Below are 16,693 nucleotides of genomic sequence, written 5' to 3' on the forward strand. Positions count from 1 at the left end.
GTCGGTCAATTAGAGCATGAAGATAATTAATCATTGCTTTATGAAAACAAATTGATTGTTACCTAAGCCACCTCCACAAGTAATTAAATTTTTTAAGACAAAACCTTTATTTTGATAGAACTTAAATATATCTTCTGGCTTTGCCACCTCAAAGGGATAGCCACCTAACCAATCAAACCAATCATAAACTCTGGACATTCCCCTTGATTTTTTGTACTTAGTATAGCGGATTACTGGATTTCGAGCCTTCAGGAGATCGATAGCTAACCCACCCAGGATGAAATATGGAATAAAGAAGATAGAAACTAGAGACCTGCCTGCGATTCCTGAACAGTAAAGTTGCTTGACTCTGCGCCAACGTAGAGACTTACCACCTTGATCGTTGTAAATACCAATAAACAGCATCCCCCCATCTGCAACAGGCAAACTAGCATTTTCTAGAGCTTGCCACATTGCGCCGGTGTGGTGAAGCACACCCCAAGCATAAACAATATCAAACTCCCCTAGAGATTTGAGATAATCTACATCTAGCACTGAACCCTGTTCAATAGTCCAGTTAGAATCATCAGGAAAGCATCGACATTGAAGTTCTTTCGTGCAAGCTACTGACTCTGTATCGTAATCAAATGAATGGACCTTTGCCCCTAGGCGACGGGCAGCAAGTGAGAATAATCCACTGCCAGAACCAATATCAAGAAATGTTTTACCCTGTAAATTTTCTACTGCTAGCATTTGCTTGAGAGACTTCTCTGCTTCTGCTATGCGTTCGTCATTAAGAACTGATAAAAACCGTCTCCAATTTTTACCAAACTCAAAGCGATCGCCCTCTTCAACTTCCTGAGCGTAACTGTTCATCGTCAGCTTTTCCAAGCTATAGCACCATTATGTAGTTATAGGAAGAACGCCTATAAATTTTGTAGCCTTTGGACTGTAATAACTCAATGGCATTACCACCTGCTTTTTCAATCCAGTCTGGATTATATTCAATAATTATAAACTTGGGATACAGCTCGCATGCGGCGGCTGCGAAGAACTTAGTTAAAACTCGGAATTCAAAGCCTTCAATATCAAATTTAGCTCCTTCAATCTGTTTGATTCCTTGCTGTGATAACACCTCATGTAAAGGGTAACACTGTATATCTATACTATTTGAATTAGCAAAAAGAAAACCGTTCCCCCCCCGATTTCCGGTAAGATTTAGTCCTAATTTTAATATTTCTTGTTGATCTGAAATACCTACGTTGAGAGGTTGAATATTTTTTGTGTTGTTTAACCAAATATTTTTTAATAACTTATTATAAGTATAAGGATCGGCTTCAATAGCTACAACCTTGCCTTTTTCCCCAACCAGCCTAGAGGCGAGCAACGAATAGAATCCGATATGTGCGCCCACATCTAGAAAGCAGGAATTAGCTGGTAAGTTTTGTTTAATAAATGCAATCTCTTTATAATCATATAACTGGGGATAAAACAGAATGCCCCCATCAACACATTCTTTAGGATTTACTTCCATTTTGAAGTCAAATATATCAGTAATGACAATATTCCTTGATTTTCGGTTGTAAATTTTTTTAACTACGTTAGCAATAACTCCAGCTCCACGTACTTTGGGCAAACATCGGGTAAAAAATAGCCATAGTTTGAGTTCTCTATCCATCTCAATTCTGTGCTTATATAGACGAAAGCTTTATCAAAATATTTTGCATTTTATTTCACCAGCCCTTGATAAATTTTCGTATTTTCCAACGAAGCCATCGTCGTAAGGAAGAATCATCCGCATCAATATCAACCTTTTCCTTTCCATCACTAAAAGGAGTAAATGGTATTAGTTGAGTATCGAACCGCCCATCTGGTAAAAAACCACCCTTGGGTGTTATAGCAGGATGATTCCCGGCTTCGACTCTAATAATAGAAAGACCTGCATTGAAGGGCAGGTGGGTAATAGAAATTTTGTGTTCTTTTGTCGCATCTCTGATTGCTGCCAGCATATTACGATTTAGGTCTGGTTGCTGCGTGTCATGCACGCAGATCATACCAAAAGTCTTCATCTTGGGTAAAATTAGTTCTAAATCTAATTTGACTTGAAAATAATCATGTGCAGCATCATGAACAACAAGATCAAAAGGAGGTTCTAGCGAGCTTAATAAAGTTTCACTAGCGCCTAAGTACAATTGCCAATGCTTGTCTTGTAATTTTAATAAAGATGAGAATCTTTTAGCATCACAATCGCAACTTATAACAACTCCACCTGTTTTTAATGCTGCTGCACGCAAAGCTCTTGTGGTTGAGCCTATCCCTAAATCAATTATTATTTTTGCATTTAAGCCAATAGCCAATGAGTAAATAGTTAATAAATGTTTGGAAGTGGCAACATCGGAGCTATGAAAAGCATTTAATAATTCTGCGTCTGAAAAAGGCTGGATGTTAATCATATTACTTTTTTCGGTTTTGCCAGTAAACTAAATATCCTACTGGGAAAGCTACTAGCCAAAGTAATTTACCAAGTGCTGTGTTAAGCGCTTGAAACTGTTCCCTAATAGTAGTTTCTGTATAAAAAGAGAAACGGCTATAGTGAACAGCCGAGCGAAAGAAATTGAATGGTGCATACCCAAACCAGATTATTTCTTCATTAAGAGCAGCCAAATGACGCATTCGACCCCCAACAGCATTCTTACTTGGATGTTGATAATTCACCATTGATTGCTGGTCAGTCCAATAAATCCTCAAAGCCTCATTTACAAATCTTGTTTTATATTTCCTAGCAATCTTATTCCATACCAAACCTTCCGGAATGTAAGTCTTTACGAGTTCTTCAGGAAATGAAAACTGCCGGAGTATATCAGTACGTTGGAAACCCCACTTCTCTCCTGTAACTTTGAAGCGATAACGAATCTCAAGAGGATCTGAATCAGTTGGATCAAATGGATAACGGCTACCAATGACCTGATTATTCGGGCTTTTACACAGGCAAGTTACGGCTGAAAATTTCTCTTTTTCGGATTCTGCAATCATATCCCAATAATACTTGAATCGCTCCAAGGCTTCTGGGACACAACCATCATCTGAATCAAGATTTAGAAATAGTTCTCCCTTGGCTTCTCGCACACCGCGATTAAAAGCAATATGCTTGCCAGCATTTCTTTGATAGATATAGCGAATAGAGAAGTCAACCTCCTTCTGCCACTGTTCTACCAACTCACGGGTACGATCGGTGGAGCCATCATCGATAATTAACCACTCAAAGTCTCGATAAGTCTGTGCTTTAAGGCTTTCATAAACACGATGCAACGTATGAGCGCGGTTGTAAGTTGGGGTGAAAACGGTAAACACATACGGACAGGCTATTTCTATTACTGTTATCTGCCGAACTTGGTCTACCATTGTTATCTTTCTCCCATCACTTCGCTGATTAACGCCTCCCACATTCCCATAATCTTCTCTAAACTAAATCGCTCAGTGACATCCGCTGCACGGTCAGCGAGACGTTTGCGTTCTCCCCTATCGGACATCAATCGATCCATAGCTACAGCTAATGCTTCCACATCACCATTCTGCACTAAAATACCATTTACACCATCGCGAATAATTTCTCTTGGTCCACTAGGGCAATCTGTTGAAATGACCGGCAACCCACAAGCCATTGCCTCGATTAAGACATTGCCAAACCCCTCAGTTCGGGAAGACATAACAAATAACTTTGAGAGTTTTAATATAGGAAAGGGATTGCTCATAGACCCTAGAAAAAAAACCCGCTCGGTTAATCCTAAACTATCTCTCTGGTTTTCGAGTTCTATCCGAAGGTTGCCTTTTCCTAATATCAAAAGTTGCCAGTCTAGATGTTTATCAGCGATTTTGCTAAAGGCGGATAATAAAATATCAAACCCCTTTATGTACGTTAATCGACCCATAGCAATAACTAACTTTTTACCTAAGTCAGCACCTTTAGGTAAAGTTATTGAATTTTGCTCATCCTCACCTATCGCCAGTGGATTATAGATTACGGTTCTTTTTGTTTTAGGTAACCAGTCAAAATAACTATCAACTCCTTGACTTACGCTCACCAGCCTAACAGTGTACGGATAGGTCAAGCGTCGCAACTTCTCCCACAAGCTTCCGCAACTAATTATACTTGGGTCACAATGCTCAGTAGCAATCACTGGATAGCTTGTCTTAATAAGAGCTAGCAATGTTAATACATTTGTTTTATCTAAGAAGGAAATAACCACGTCAGGTCGAGTTGATATAATTGCTTCCCTCAATATCCATATGCGATACAGATTGTTCCATATAGCATGGGCTGGCGTTGGTGAGTTTTCAGCAATATTGAGAGCTAATCTATGAACTGCATCTGGCAGTTTATAAAAATCTGACTCTATTCCAGAGAGTGTTAGTACAGCAACCTCATAACCTTTCCTAAAAAAACCTTGAGCAAGCAAAGCCAAAACCCGCTCTGCTCCACCACAAGAAAGAGATGAAATTACTAAGGTAATTTTCAAGGTCTACTCTATTTAAAAATATCACTTGCAGTGTTTACGCCTTGCATAATAACAAAGCACCCATCCTTGTTTTTGCCCTTTCATTATCAAATATATAGGCAATATCAATAAACTAATCACCGTGCGTTTCCAATTGTACAACCAAATAACTGGCAAATTTCCACCAGCCCAAACATCCAAACAGATAAATCCTGTTTCACATAACATATTTATCATTTCTACGTTACCAATCGGGTTTATGTGTCCAATACTAGCCCAAGAGTTTTGATTAAATCCCCACAACTCTCCTGTTATTAAAAACCAGAATCTACCCCACCAAGAGCTAATGTTTGGTGTTGTAATTACTAAATGAGTATCTTGACGACAAAGCTGATATAAATTTTTTAGAAACTGCCAAGGATTCTTAATATGTTCAATGACTTCTATGGACACAATTAGATCAAATGAACCACCATGTTTATTGATAAAACTTTCAACTTCTAAAGAATGATTGAAGTCTATTTTGTAAAATACAGGACCTTGAGCTTTAAAGTTATCAGCGTCTCCATCAACGGCGATAACATTGTAGCCAAGATCGTATAACCGCTGAGAAAAAGCTCCTTCTCCACATCCCCAATCTAAGACGCAAGGTTTTTTCCCGTGTATGTCAATCAATTCCAGCTTATTATTAATAAAATTTGATAACTGCTCGTGAAGATTAGTATCAGTTTTCATACGAAGCCCCTTATAATAATGAGACTCTTTTTTATCAAAGCCAAAAAGGGGAGATGATTTAAAGCGATTAGGACTATTCATTAATTAAAGTTTTAGATAATGATTCGATTTTTTTCATTTTATATAGGTAGTAGCGCATTAGAAAAACTAGAGAAATCAAATATACGCAGCTGGTTGATAAAGCGATACCTGGAAGCCCAATTTTTCTCATAAATATAAAATTGAATAACACATTGGTTGTTAAATTAATTATTGCTCCTCCCAAAAGGATATGATTTGACAAGAGTGATGAAAGCAGTCTTACTAACAAAATGCCAGTAAGATAAAAAGGGATTTGTAAAGCATAAAAAGCCTGTACTTGAGCTACTAAGCGAGTGGCTTCATGTGTAAATGAACCTCTTTGAAACAACACTTGGATTATAGTTTCAGAAAAAAAGAACAAAAATCCTGTGAGCGGCACAGTAATCGTAATAATCAAACATATATAACGCTTCAGTGTATAGCGCACTCCTGTCCAATCTTCACAGGCAACTTTTTTTGAAAAATAGGGAATCACAGCAGTTCCCAATCCTGTAGCCATTAGCCCAATTGGAAATGCAATTACTCTATTACCATAATTCAACGCGGCGACACTTCCCGGTGACAACATTGCCGCCATTGATTGATCCACTAGATTGGTGCTGCTCATTAAAAAAGCTCCAGCAATCATCGGTACATACTGACCAGCTACCTGACGCAAGTGAGGATCAAATCCGTACCACCTGGGGCGCAATGAGATACCTTGCCGCTTCAGCGCCACTCCCATAACTACCATCTCCAAAACTGCACCGCACAGTAAACCACCTGCCAAGGCAAAGATTCCCCAAGACGAACATACCAGCAGAAATATCACACTGATAACTGGGGTAATAATCGGAGAAAGTGCAGCTAAAGCGAAACGCTCACCCGCATTCAAAAGTGCAACCCAGATAACTACCAGCCCATCCAGCAGCACAACAGGCGCGATCACCCACAGAAGACGAAACGTGAGGTCTAACTTTTCGCGGCTAAACCCCCTAGCAATCCAGGGTAGATATAGAGGCGCAGTAACCACCATCAGTATGGTAGTAATTAACAACAACCCTAAACTCCAGACTATTACCCCGGAGAAAAGCTTTTGCGCTGCCTCTACACCTTCTTTCTCTCGTACCTGAATATAGGTGGGGATGAGGGCAGCATTAAAAGAGCCAGCTACCACATTGATGATAAAAGAAGGAACGAGCAAGGCAATTAAAAATGCATCGAGTTCGTCCCCAGTGCCAAATTTCCAAGCAACTACCAATTCCTTACCCGCAGCTGCTACTTTTACCAACGCTGTCATCAGAGCAACTGTAACAGCTGCACCAAAGATTTGGCGGTTGGTCGAGCCACTAGTCAGCTTTTTCCAAGAATGGAGCAGCTTTTGTGCTGCTAGAGTTTGTTTCACCTACACTTAGCTCAAGTTTTCAGCTCGCTGAGCGATTTCATCCCAAACTCCCTGATAGGGACTGATAGTAGCAGCGCTCAACCCCATAGATCCTCATTAATTGACATCAAATTTGGAATTACCATTAACCTGCTCCAAAAGCCGCATTCAACAATGCAGCCAGGACAGATTGAATCGCTAGCAGCTCATCGGGAGGCTCGCTCAAAAATACGCCGCTACTGGAGTTGATGAGAGCATTATATGCTTCCACTGCCGCCGCCAGCCGAACCGCATCGACCCTACCATTTGCGGTTAGCCCTTGCAAGTTGGCAACCACGTTACGAGCCAGGGTTGGATTAATGCCTTCAGTAGCATTCACCAGACCGCTTTCTAGCTGGCTCGCGCTAGCAGCAACATTTCCAGTCCCTGTCAAAACGTTCCCTAAGCTATTATTGGCAGTCTGGGAGTTGACTGAGGCTGCTGCCTGGTTGACAGCAGACGCGATCGCTGCTGTTCTGAAGGCGAGTCTTCCCCGCCCGCCTCTGTCGGGTATGAAGGCTCCGTTGACAACGTCGCTAGTCGTCATAATCGGCCCAGTGACATCTGAATTGCCTGGAGTCTGGGCAAATGCTGTTTCCGAAAACAGTAGAGAAGAACCCAAAGCTAAACCCAGACCGAGATTTAAAGAAAGACGTTTGATGTTCATGGCTTTTATTTTACGAGCAAAAAACTTAGAAAGTGATGCCGTAACCGACGCCTAGGATGAAACGCGCACCATCACCGGCATTTCCAGTTACATCAGCAAGCGCTGGAGTGATGATCAGCGGTATATTCTCGAATGGAGCGATCGAAGCACCCACATTCAAATCTTGACCGCTCCATTCGGCAATGACCGATATCGGTTGAGCGACCCGTACGCCAATACTGCCAAACGGATTGACCGAGTCTCTGCCAGCCTCAATATCAGGTACTGAACGAAAGCGACCTCCACCCAGACCCACAGAAGCAGTAACTGAGGGGGAGAAGCCTGCCGTTGTCCGAGATCCTATCGGAAAAACTTTACTGACGACACCGTAAACGGTGCTGTACCCTGGATCGGGTTCTCCAAACGTCTCGATATTTTCCACCCCAACCGCAACGGCTAGGTCATTAGCAAACTGACGGTGAATCTTGAAGCTAATCCCACCATCTTCAAAGCTATCATCGCCGAAGAGGTCATAAATTGAGATAACGCCTTCTACACCCACTGCTCTCCGAGCATCGCCCAGACCAATACCTGCTGCAATTACCCCGTCTGCCTTATTGGTGTTGCGGGTTCTTTCTTGGAAGCCCCCTCCGATAAAAGCCTGACCCCGATCGGCTCCGAAAGCCGTGGGTGTTGTAATGCTAGAATTTCCGCCAATTAACCGCCGCAGCTGTTCTACTATCGGGGGTGCTGGAAGCCGATACTGTTGGCGCAAGGCTGCAACTTGTTCTGCTGTCAGGGGAGGTGGTGTTGTCGCCACGGGTTCGTAGCCAACCACGTAACGAGCGGCAACATCCGTTGCTGGAATCTGCGGCGCTTGCCCCGCATTCACTAAAGCCTGGTAAATAAACGCCGCCACGTCAGCACGGGTGGCTAACTGATTAGGATTTAACAGCGCCACATCTGGATAGTTGACAACCAGTTGATTTTGTGCGGCTGCGGCAACACTGGTGCGGGCATAGGCAGGAATGCTGCCAGCATCCTGAAATAAACCATTTAAAATCGAGGCGGTATCTGCGGTTGGATTCAGGTTAAGTCCACTGACCAAAGATACCAAGACTTGGACGCGGGGGATGTTTTGATTCGGCTGAAAAACCTGGTTGGGGTATCCCTCTAGAAATCCCGTCCGATAAGCTTCCTGAATTGCTGTGTAACCCCAGTAATTGGCAGGTACATCCACAAAATCCACCGCTTGGCGAGTAGCGGGTCTTTGAAAAGCCTTCCGGATCATGGCGGCAAACTGAGCGCGTGTCACCGGCTCGTCAGGGCGGAAAGAGCCATCTGGAAAGCCTACGATTACTTCTCGCTGTGCGAGTGCTTCAATAAAAGTCTGCGCCCAGCTACCTTGTACATCCGGGAAGGTGCTGGCTTGAGCCAATTGAGTCGGCGTCGAGACGGAGCCGGGTTGCTGTAAACTTCTTCCTGGGGCGGCTGGATTGCGAATCGCTGGTAGGGAAGAGCTGGAACGGGTGGTGGTTGAAGGAGTAGCCGGGTTGTTAGAACGCAGCGCGTCAGCTCCCAGCATCGTTTTTAAGAGTGCGTCACCCATTGAACCGCTACCCTTGGCTGGTGCTGAAGTGTTCCCGTTGGTAGAACTTGCCTTGGTGGTAGCCAGACTGGCAGCCGCATAGAGGATCGTACTGCCCAAAAACATGGAACTTAGTAGGATGCGTAATCGGTACCACAATTTCTTTTCACTTGTACTGACACGGCTCCCACCTGTTGCTGGCGTCATAACCTTTCCTCCTCATACCCAAATATTCCTTGCCACCTCAAAGGTACACGAGTTTGGGAAAATTACGTTGGTGATTAAAATTTATAGTGCAACTTTTTACGGATTGCATCCGTCAATGGCGTGACTTGTGTAACGAGGTTTAACAGATTTGGAATGGAGAGTGCTAAGTTGAGCGCCAAAAGGCATCGTGAAACAAGCTGTAGTTTTTGTACGAGCGGTGCTGGTTTTCCGAAACTGGCTGCCCGAACCGTTGCGGGCTTCGCGCTTCTAGCCGTGGCAGCAATGACGGTTTCACCAGCGATCGCGCAACTCCCCGGATTGCGCCCTTCTGCTGCCCCAGCGGGAACATCTACCAGACGTGGACCGGATGCCCCATATACTCTAGGCGCAGGCGATCGCGTCCGGCTGGATATTTTTGAGGTTCCTGAATACAGCGGAGAGTACCAGGTGCTAATCGATGGTACGCTCAACCTGCCAATCATTGGCAGCGTACCCGTTCGGGGATTGAGCCTCGAAAGAGCAACCGATGAAATTTCTAGCAGATACGGTCGCTACATCCGACGCCCCTTGCTGACCATTACTCTGCTGGCACCCCGTCCGGTCAAAATCGCAGTGGCTGGGGAAGTCAATCGTCCGGGTTCCTATACCGTTAACCTAACCGAAGGCAATCAATTTCCCACCGTCACGCAAGCACTGCAATTGGCTGGGGGCATTACTCAAGCCGCCAATATCCGCCAAGTAGAACTGCGCCGTATTTCACCCGGTTCTTCGGGAGTCATCGCTGTCAATCTCTGGGAATTACTCAACAACGGTGATTTGAGTCAAGACCTCACCTTGCGAGATGGAGACTCGCTGTTTATCCCCACCAGCCTCCAAATCAACGCTGATGAATCCCGTACCTTAGCGGATGCCAGCTTTGCGCCCCAGAACACCGGGCCGATCAAGATTGTCGTCGTCGGAGAAGTATCCCGTCCAGGGCCTTATATCGTGTCACCAACCACCATTGCCACTGCGAATACTCCCCCTGAGGCGAATGCGACTGCGGCTTCTAGCAGCACTCCTGCCACCGTGACCCAAGCCATTCAAGTCGCAGGGGGAATTACCTCCTTAGCAGATATTCGCCAGGTTCAAGTCCGCCGTTCCGCCCGTTCGGGACCCGAAAAAGTCCTCAATATCAACCTCTGGCAACTTTTACAGTCCGGGGATGTCACCCAAGATGTCATCTTGCAAGAGGGAGATACCGTTGTGGTGCCTACTGCCAGCAATATCGACCCCTCTGAGGTACCCCAAGTCGCATCGGCTAGCTTCTCTCCCAATACCATTCGGGTCAATGTGGTCGGGGAAGTTGCCAAAGCAGGGACGATTGAACTGCCACCCAATACGACCTTGAATCAAGCGGTGCTGGCAGCCGGAGGATTTAACAATCGTGCCCGGAGGAGTTCGGTAGAGCTGATTCGTCTCAACGCCAATGGCACCATATCAAAGCGGAACGTCCCGGTCAATTTTGCTCAGGGCATCAACGATCAAAACAATCCGATTCTACGCAATAACGATGTGGTGGTGGTGAACCGCTCTAACCTCGCTAATTTCTCAGACACGCTGGGGACGGTATTGAGTCCGCTGGGAGGGGTTTTCAGCTTATTCAACTTCTTTAGAATCTTCGAGTAAAAACGTGGCTGGCTAGGTCTGGAGAGCCACAATCAAGAGCTGAGTAAAAAATTCGATCGTTTGGATGTAGCATCCTGCACATTCATGGTACAAAATGAGGCTAGAACCAGGAATCTCCCTGGCGATCGCGTCAACCAAGCCAACAAGGTGCAGGGGTTTAGATGGAAGCGGGCCAATTTTCTCAACCGTCATCGCCGAAAGGGAATGGCAAGCAACTTCAGCCATTGCCGCTAACCGACGAAACTCAGTTTCTAGAAAACAGCCAGGACGACTTGAATGTTCGTCAGCTCTTGAATGTGGTGCGTCGCCGTGCTTTGGTGATTGCGGGGGTGGCGATCGTTGTCACGACTGGAATCGGCTTATGGACATTCAGCCAAACACCCAAGTATGAAGGAAAGTTCCAACTCCTGGTGGAACCCGTTACGGCTGAAAATAAGCTGACGAAACTTACTCAATTACAGGCAATCGAGCCAGCTCTAAACGACTCTAGTCTGGATTACGAAACCCAAATTAAAGTTTTACTCAGTTCCGAACGGATGGCGGCATTCATCGCTCAGATCCAAAAGCGCTATCCCGATATCGACTATGAGTCACTCATTCTTGAAAACAACCTAACAATTACCCAAATAGATAAAACAAAAATTTTAGAAGTACGTTACCGCGATACCGATCCCGATAAAATCAAGTATGTATTATTTGAGTTAGCTAAAGTTTATTTGAGGTACTCTCTTCAGGAGCGGCAAACTAACCTCAACCAGGGAATTAAGTTTGTAGACGGTCAACTTCCTGGACTTCAACAACGGGTGGACAAACTCCAGGGACAACTGCAAACGTTCCGGCAGCGGTACAACATCCTCGATCCGGAAGAACAAGCCAAACAACTTGCCGTGCTAGCCTCAAATGTTGAGGAACAAAAACTCGATAACCAACTAAAACATAATGAAGTCCGGTCGCTGTATGCAACGCTACAAAAGCAGTTAGGGCTACCCCCCAATCAAGCGATCGCTGCTGCATCTCTTTCGGAAGCACCCCGCTACCAACAGTTACTCAACAAACTTAAGGAAGTCGAAACAAAGCTTGCCACCGAGTCAGCCCGATTTCTGGCAGAAAGTCCAACCATTCAGTCACTCAAAGAGCAGCAGCAAAATTTGCTGCCCCTCTTGCAACAAGAAGCGGCGGCAGTACTGGGAAATAATCTATCTGGTCTCAACGAACGGCAATATTTGTCTTCCCCCAGCACGGTGCGCTTAGAGCTGATTCAGCAATTTGTGGATGCGGCAAACCAAGTGCAGGTTCTGGAAGTTCGCGGCAATGCGATCGCCCAAGCCGAAAAGCGCTTAAATCAACAAGTTAGACTACTGCCCCTGATTGCCCGTCAGTACACAGATTTACAGCGGGAACTCAACGTCGCAACCGAGAGTTTAAACCGCTTTCTAGCCGTTCGGGAAACCCTGCAAATTGAAGCAGCACAGAAAGCTCTCCCCTGGCAGCTGATCGCCAAACCCCAAAAGCCAGAAGATCCTATCTTTCCCAAGCCCAAGCGAAATCTGATATTAGGCGCGATCGCAGGGGTAATGTTAGGGCTGGCATCTGCCTTATTAGCAGAGCGACTCGACAATGTCTTCCACTCCCCCGAAGAACTCAAAGACAGCACCCGACTGCCCATTCTTGGCTTGATTCCCCACCACAAAGAACTCAAACTATTCAAACCCATTGCAGAAATCGCCAACTTTGCCCAGCCAAATGGAAACGGAGCCTCAGCCAAAAACCAAAACGGAGAAACCCCATCCAAAGAGCGTGCCACCACTCGCAAAGCTAGCTGGTACAATGCTTCTCCCTTCTTAGAATCCTTCCGTTCTCTCCATACCAATATTCGTTTTCTCGGTTCTGATACCCCCATCCACTCGCTAGTGGTTAGCTCAGCGTCTCCAGGTGATGGTAAATCCACTGTATCCGTACACCTAGCACAGGCGGCTGCGGCAATGGGACAGCGAGTTTTGCTGGTAGATGCAGATTTGCGGCGTCCTCAGGTTCATAACGTCCTCGGTTTAGAAAATCACCAGGGATTAAGCAACGTCATTGCCACAGGTCTAACTCCCAGAGAAGCCATCCAGCGCTTGCCCTCCTGGGACAATCTCTACGTGCTAACCGCTGGACAAATCCCACCAGACCCAACCAGGCTGCTTTCCTCCAAGCGAATGCAGTATTTGATGGAGCAGTTGAACGCTGTTTTTGATCTAGTGATTTATGACACGCCACCGATACTAGGTCTGGCAGATGGCAGACTCCTGGCTGTCCATACCAATGGCGTGATCATGGTAGCGAGACTGGGCAAAACCGATCGCTCCATCCTGCTACAAGCGATAGATGCATTAAAAATCTCTAGTGCCCCCGTCTTGGGTATGGTTGCCAACGGTGTGAGAAGAAACGCCGGTGGATCGTACTATTACTACGATCGTTACTACACTTCTAATCAAGAATCAGAAGTAGAGAATGCCAAGAAACTCTTGCAAAAGAAACTTGGATTGCGCTAGCTCTTGGCGATTAATTGTTAAGAATTAGTCATTAGTTTCTAGTCATTTTTTTAAATCATGGATAGAACTAATGACTGATAACTAACCGCTAAGCTCCATAAAAAGAGCGATACCACTCAACAAAACGCGGAATTCCAACCTCAATGGGTGTACTAGGCTTGAACCCAACATCTCTTTGTAGATCGCTAATATCGGCATAAGTTTCAGGAACATCTCCCGGTTGCATTGGCAGCATATTTTTCACTGCCTTCGTACCGAGGCAATCTTCCAAAACCTCGATAAAACGCCCTAATTCAACCGGCGTATTATTGCCAATATTGTAAATTTTATAAGGTGCGGCACTCACTCCCGGATCGGAGTCAGCTCCTGCTAGATCAGGATTTGGTTGTGGAATTTTATCAGCTACTCGTAAAACTCCTTCTGCAATGTCATCAATGTATGTAAAATCGCGCCGCATTTTACCATAATTAAAAACATCAATCGGACGCCCTCCTAAAATGGCTTTGGTAAACAAAAACATTGCCATATCTGGACGACCCCACGGCCCATATACTGTAAAAAAGCGCAAGCCAGTCGTTGGTAAACCATACAAATGACTGTAGGTATGCGCCATCAGTTCATTTGCCTTTTTACTAGCTGCATACAAGCTGACCGGATGATCTACATTGTCATGCACCGAAAAAGGCATTTTCTTATTTGCCCCATAAACTGAACTAGAAGAAGCAAACACCAAGTGTTTAACTTGCGAATGCCGACACCCCTCTAAGATATTCGTAAATCCCACCAAATTGCTATCAACATAAGCATGGGGATTTTGCAGCGAGTAACGTACACCGGCTTGGGCAGCCATATGTAGTACTTGTTCAATCTGGGAATTCGCGAATAACTCAGCAATTCCTTGACGGTCAGCCAAGTCAAGTTTGTAAAATTGGAAATTATTTTTGTCCTTCAGTTGCTCCAGACGAGCTTGTTTTAAATTGACATCATAATAATCATTGAGATTATCGATGCCAATGACCTCTTCTCCTCTATCTAGCAGCAGTTTACACAAGTAAAAACCAACAAAACCAGCGGCACCAGTAACTAAAATTTTCCCCATATTTTTGTTTCTACTAGCTGTTAGCAGGTTGGTAATTGATGTAGCGTCATTGACAAATAATGGCGATGAGCGCGACAAATCCAAAGGCGTTCAAGTCCAAAGTCTAGCCCAATTACTCAGCCGAATGCCATAGTTCCGCACATGAACCCCTGGTGACACTAAGGGTTCATGTGCCCTTACAACCCCATCAAACTGATGCAAGCTACCTGGAGCGTGTCCTGTGTACGCTCTAGGCAGCTAACTGGGAGCATTTTGTTGATGAGAGCGAAAAGCGCTACGCGAGGAGCGCAGGTACGTGTATACGCTCCTCGCGTAGCGTATGCTGCTTTATGCGGCTACTCCCTTACCTGCATCTGCCGCCTAGGAGACGCGCCTGCTTCCCTGAAACAAGGAACTATCCCAGCCGTGTCTAGTCTGATGAAGAGCTTTAAGTTTAATTCTGCTTAGCGTCGGATTACGAGGTTTGTCTATTCCGTTTCATTTTGCCCATTCAACTTAAGTCTGTCACCTTACCTATGGTAATCACTCACCTGCACAAATTTTTAACAACCTCGACTGCTAAAACTTCTAAATCTCAGATGATATTTTGGTTCACTTTAAGCTTAACTTTTGCCCTCATTTATAGTTTTTTAGGACTCAAGCAGGCTTTCAGTAGCTCATATGTGGTGCAAGATGATGCACGGGTGTATGTGTTTTGGATGCAGCGATTTGTAGACTCAGGCTTGTTTCCGAATGATTTTATTGCTGACTATTTTCAAGCTATAACCCCCTCTGGATATGCTGCTTTCTATCGACTGATAGCATTTTTGGGGATTGAGCCACTTGGCTTGAGTAAATTACTACCAGTCTTTTTGACACTGCTGACAACCGCCTACTGTTTTGCAGTCTGCATGGAAATATTTCCGGTACCAATAGCAGGATTTATTAGCACGCTGCTGCTCAATCAAAATCTTTCCATGAGGGATGATTTAGTTTCTAGCACTCCCCGATCTTTTATTTATTTATTTTTTCTAGCATTTTTGTACTATCTGCTGCGGCGCTCTTTATCTTTATGTCTAGGCGCGATCGCTTTGGCTGGATTGTTTTATCCCCCGTTGTTGTTCATTTTAGCCGGAATCTTAATCTTGAGACTGTGGCGCTGGGACGGACAGCGACTCCATCTATCTAAGAATCGGCTTGATTATCTGTTCGGCGCTACTGGGCTGGGATTTTGCCTGCTAGCGATCTTGCCCTATGCTTTGAAATCCTCTGAAGTTGGCCCAGCGATCGCCGGGATGGAGTTAAGATCGTTACCAGCATTTTCTCAAACGGGAAGAATTCCTTTTTTTGATAACACTAATCCCTTGTGGTTTTGGCTATTTGGGCAACATAGTGGTCTTTTGCCTAATGTGTTTGAACATCCCCTATCTCTGCTGGGATTATTCTTGCCAATCTTAATGCGCTATCCCGACAGGTTTCCCCTAATTAAGCAAATTGCCAGCAACATCATCATTTTGCCTCAGATTGCGCTAGCATCTTTCGGGATATTTGTGGCTGCCCATGCCATGCTCTACAAGCTTTTTGCTCCGGCTCGTTACACGCGATATAGCTTCAAGTTGGTGATGATTTTGAGTGCAGCAATCGTATTAGTCGCACTGATAGATGCAGTTTTTAAATGGGCAAAGCAGCAAGATAAATTTTTAATTCGGCGTCAGTTTATAGCTTTGGGATTCACCACTCTACTAGGAACTACAATCCTCTTTTATCCGTACTTATTGGAGGAATTTCCAAACAGTAACTATGTCGTTGGTAAGGCACCTGCACTATATGATTTTTTTCAGAAACAACCTAAAAATATTCTGATTGCTTCTTTATCGGAAGAAGTGGATAACCTGCCTACTTTTTCCCAGAGAGCTATTTTAGTCGGGTGGGAGTATGCAAATCCTTATCATGTAATATACGAGCGTCAAATTCGCCAACGAGCTACCGATTTAATTCACACTCAGTACACTCAGAATTTGGCAGAAATTCAAAATTTTATTCAAACCTATGATGTGGATTTTTTCTTGCTGGATCGCGCAGCATTTACTTCTGAATATATTACCAACAATCCTTGGTTTAGGCAGTGGCAGCCGCTAGCGAAAGAGATGTTAGGAATGCTAGATCGGGGAATGATTCCAGCCATGTCTGGTTTGATGCAGCGTTGTTCGGTTTTTGAGACAGGGGAGCTGGTTGTACTGCAAGCCAAATGTATGATTAAAGCCACCCTAGATTAAATA

At 44.7% G+C, this 16,693-nt stretch carries 13 protein-coding genes; 3 read left to right on the top strand and 10 right to left on the bottom strand.

Going from position 1 to position 16,693, the window contains the following annotated elements; all coding sequences use genetic code 11:
- Positions 1-30: 30 nt before the first annotated feature.
- The 9 genes from NDA03_RS25160 to NDA03_RS25200 all read right to left on the bottom strand — a co-directional run bounded on the left by NDA03_RS25160 (position 31) and on the right by NDA03_RS25200 (position 9,134).
- The gene (locus NDA03_RS25160; protein ID WP_348235312.1) at positions 31-870 is read right to left on the bottom strand and encodes a class I SAM-dependent methyltransferase; all 840 of its coding nucleotides are present in this window, start codon (positions 868-870) and stop codon (positions 31-33) included.
- A gap of 1 nt (position 871) precedes the next feature.
- Positions 872-1,657, bottom strand: coding sequence for an FkbM family methyltransferase (locus NDA03_RS25165; protein ID WP_190416097.1), 786 nt, complete (start codon positions 1,655-1,657; stop codon positions 872-874).
- A 55-nt stretch (positions 1,658-1,712) separates the two neighbouring features.
- A complete protein-coding gene (locus tag NDA03_RS25170) occupies positions 1,713-2,432 on the bottom strand; it encodes a class I SAM-dependent methyltransferase (protein ID WP_348239494.1) in 720 nt (239 codons plus the stop codon).
- A gap of 1 nt (position 2,433) precedes the next feature.
- Complete coding sequence (locus NDA03_RS25175) at positions 2,434-3,381, bottom strand: glycosyltransferase family A protein (RefSeq protein WP_190416099.1); 948 nt, start codon at positions 3,379-3,381, stop codon at positions 2,434-2,436.
- A gap of 2 nt (positions 3,382-3,383) precedes the next feature.
- Positions 3,384-4,496, bottom strand: a complete 1,113-nt coding sequence (locus NDA03_RS25180; protein ID WP_190416100.1) for a glycosyltransferase family 4 protein — start codon at positions 4,494-4,496, stop codon at positions 3,384-3,386.
- A gap of 21 nt (positions 4,497-4,517) precedes the next feature.
- Positions 4,518-5,291: a class I SAM-dependent methyltransferase gene (locus NDA03_RS25185; RefSeq protein WP_348239495.1), complete on the bottom strand. Its 774-nt coding sequence runs from the start codon at positions 5,289-5,291 to the stop codon at positions 4,518-4,520.
- The gene (locus tag NDA03_RS25190; RefSeq protein ID WP_339380853.1) at positions 5,284-6,675 is read right to left on the bottom strand and encodes a lipid II flippase MurJ; all 1,392 of its coding nucleotides are present in this window, start codon (positions 6,673-6,675) and stop codon (positions 5,284-5,286) included. Before NDA03_RS25190 ends, NDA03_RS25185 begins: the two co-directional genes overlap by 8 nt.
- Before the next feature lie 124 nt (positions 6,676-6,799).
- Entirely contained in the window at positions 6,800-7,360 is a 561-nt protein-coding gene (locus tag NDA03_RS25195; RefSeq protein WP_190416102.1) for a hypothetical protein, read from the bottom strand.
- Between the two features lie 25 nt (positions 7,361-7,385).
- Positions 7,386-9,134: an S-layer homology domain-containing protein gene (locus tag NDA03_RS25200; protein ID WP_190416103.1), complete on the bottom strand. Its 1,749-nt coding sequence runs from the start codon at positions 9,132-9,134 to the stop codon at positions 7,386-7,388.
- Positions 9,135-9,287: 153 nt separating this feature from the next.
- Here NDA03_RS25200 and NDA03_RS25205 point away from each other — a divergent pair, with 153 nt between their 5' ends.
- On the top strand, positions 9,288-10,802 hold the full coding sequence (locus NDA03_RS25205) for an SLBB domain-containing protein (RefSeq protein ID WP_190416104.1): 1,515 nt from the start codon (positions 9,288-9,290) through the stop codon (positions 10,800-10,802).
- A gap of 161 nt (positions 10,803-10,963) precedes the next feature.
- A complete protein-coding gene (locus NDA03_RS25210; RefSeq protein WP_190416105.1) occupies positions 10,964-13,336 on the top strand; it encodes a polysaccharide biosynthesis tyrosine autokinase in 2,373 nt (790 codons plus the stop codon).
- Between the two features lie 88 nt (positions 13,337-13,424).
- On the opposite strand, the gene NDA03_RS25215 is transcribed toward NDA03_RS25210, so the two are convergent.
- On the bottom strand, positions 13,425-14,435 hold the full coding sequence (locus NDA03_RS25215) for an NAD-dependent epimerase (RefSeq protein ID WP_190684236.1): 1,011 nt from the start codon (positions 14,433-14,435) through the stop codon (positions 13,425-13,427).
- Positions 14,436-14,950: 515 nt separating this feature from the next.
- On the opposite strand from NDA03_RS25215, the gene NDA03_RS25220 reads away from it, so the two are divergent.
- The gene (locus NDA03_RS25220) at positions 14,951-16,690 is read left to right on the top strand and encodes a hypothetical protein (protein ID WP_348239496.1); all 1,740 of its coding nucleotides are present in this window, start codon (positions 14,951-14,953) and stop codon (positions 16,688-16,690) included.
- Positions 16,691-16,693 lie beyond the last annotated feature (3 nt).

The sequence above is a fragment of the Trichocoleus sp. Lan genome (assembly GCF_039961855.1).
Lineage (GTDB): Bacteria > Cyanobacteriota > Cyanobacteriia > Cyanobacteriales > FACHB-T130 > FACHB-T130.

Bases quoted from the DNA above. Each gene is read 5' to 3' on its own strand.
- NDA03_RS25165 (WP_190416097.1), bottom strand. From the start codon at position 1,657: ATGGATAGAGAACTCAAACTATGGCTATTTTTTACCCGATGTTTGCCC.
- NDA03_RS25170 (WP_348239494.1), bottom strand. From the start codon at position 2,432: ATGATTAACATCCAGCCTTTTTCAGACGCAGAATTATTAAATGCTTTT.
- NDA03_RS25175 (WP_190416099.1), bottom strand. From the start codon at position 3,381: ATGGTAGACCAAGTTCGGCAGATAACAGTAATAGAAATAGCCTGTCCG.
- NDA03_RS25185 (WP_348239495.1), bottom strand. From the start codon at position 5,291: ATGAATAGTCCTAATCGCTTTAAATCATCTCCCCTTTTTGGCTTTGAT.
- NDA03_RS25195 (WP_190416102.1), bottom strand. From the start codon at position 7,360: ATGAACATCAAACGTCTTTCTTTAAATCTCGGTCTGGGTTTAGCTTTG.
- NDA03_RS25200 (WP_190416103.1), bottom strand. From the start codon at position 9,134: ATGACGCCAGCAACAGGTGGGAGCCGTGTCAGTACAAGTGAAAAGAAA.
- NDA03_RS25205 (WP_190416104.1), top strand. From the start codon at position 9,288: ATGGAGAGTGCTAAGTTGAGCGCCAAAAGGCATCGTGAAACAAGCTGT.
- NDA03_RS25210 (WP_190416105.1), top strand. From the start codon at position 10,964: ATGGAAGCGGGCCAATTTTCTCAACCGTCATCGCCGAAAGGGAATGGC.
- NDA03_RS25215 (WP_190684236.1), bottom strand. From the start codon at position 14,435: ATGGGGAAAATTTTAGTTACTGGTGCCGCTGGTTTTGTTGGTTTTTAC.
- NDA03_RS25220 (WP_348239496.1), top strand. From the start codon at position 14,951: ATGGTAATCACTCACCTGCACAAATTTTTAACAACCTCGACTGCTAAA.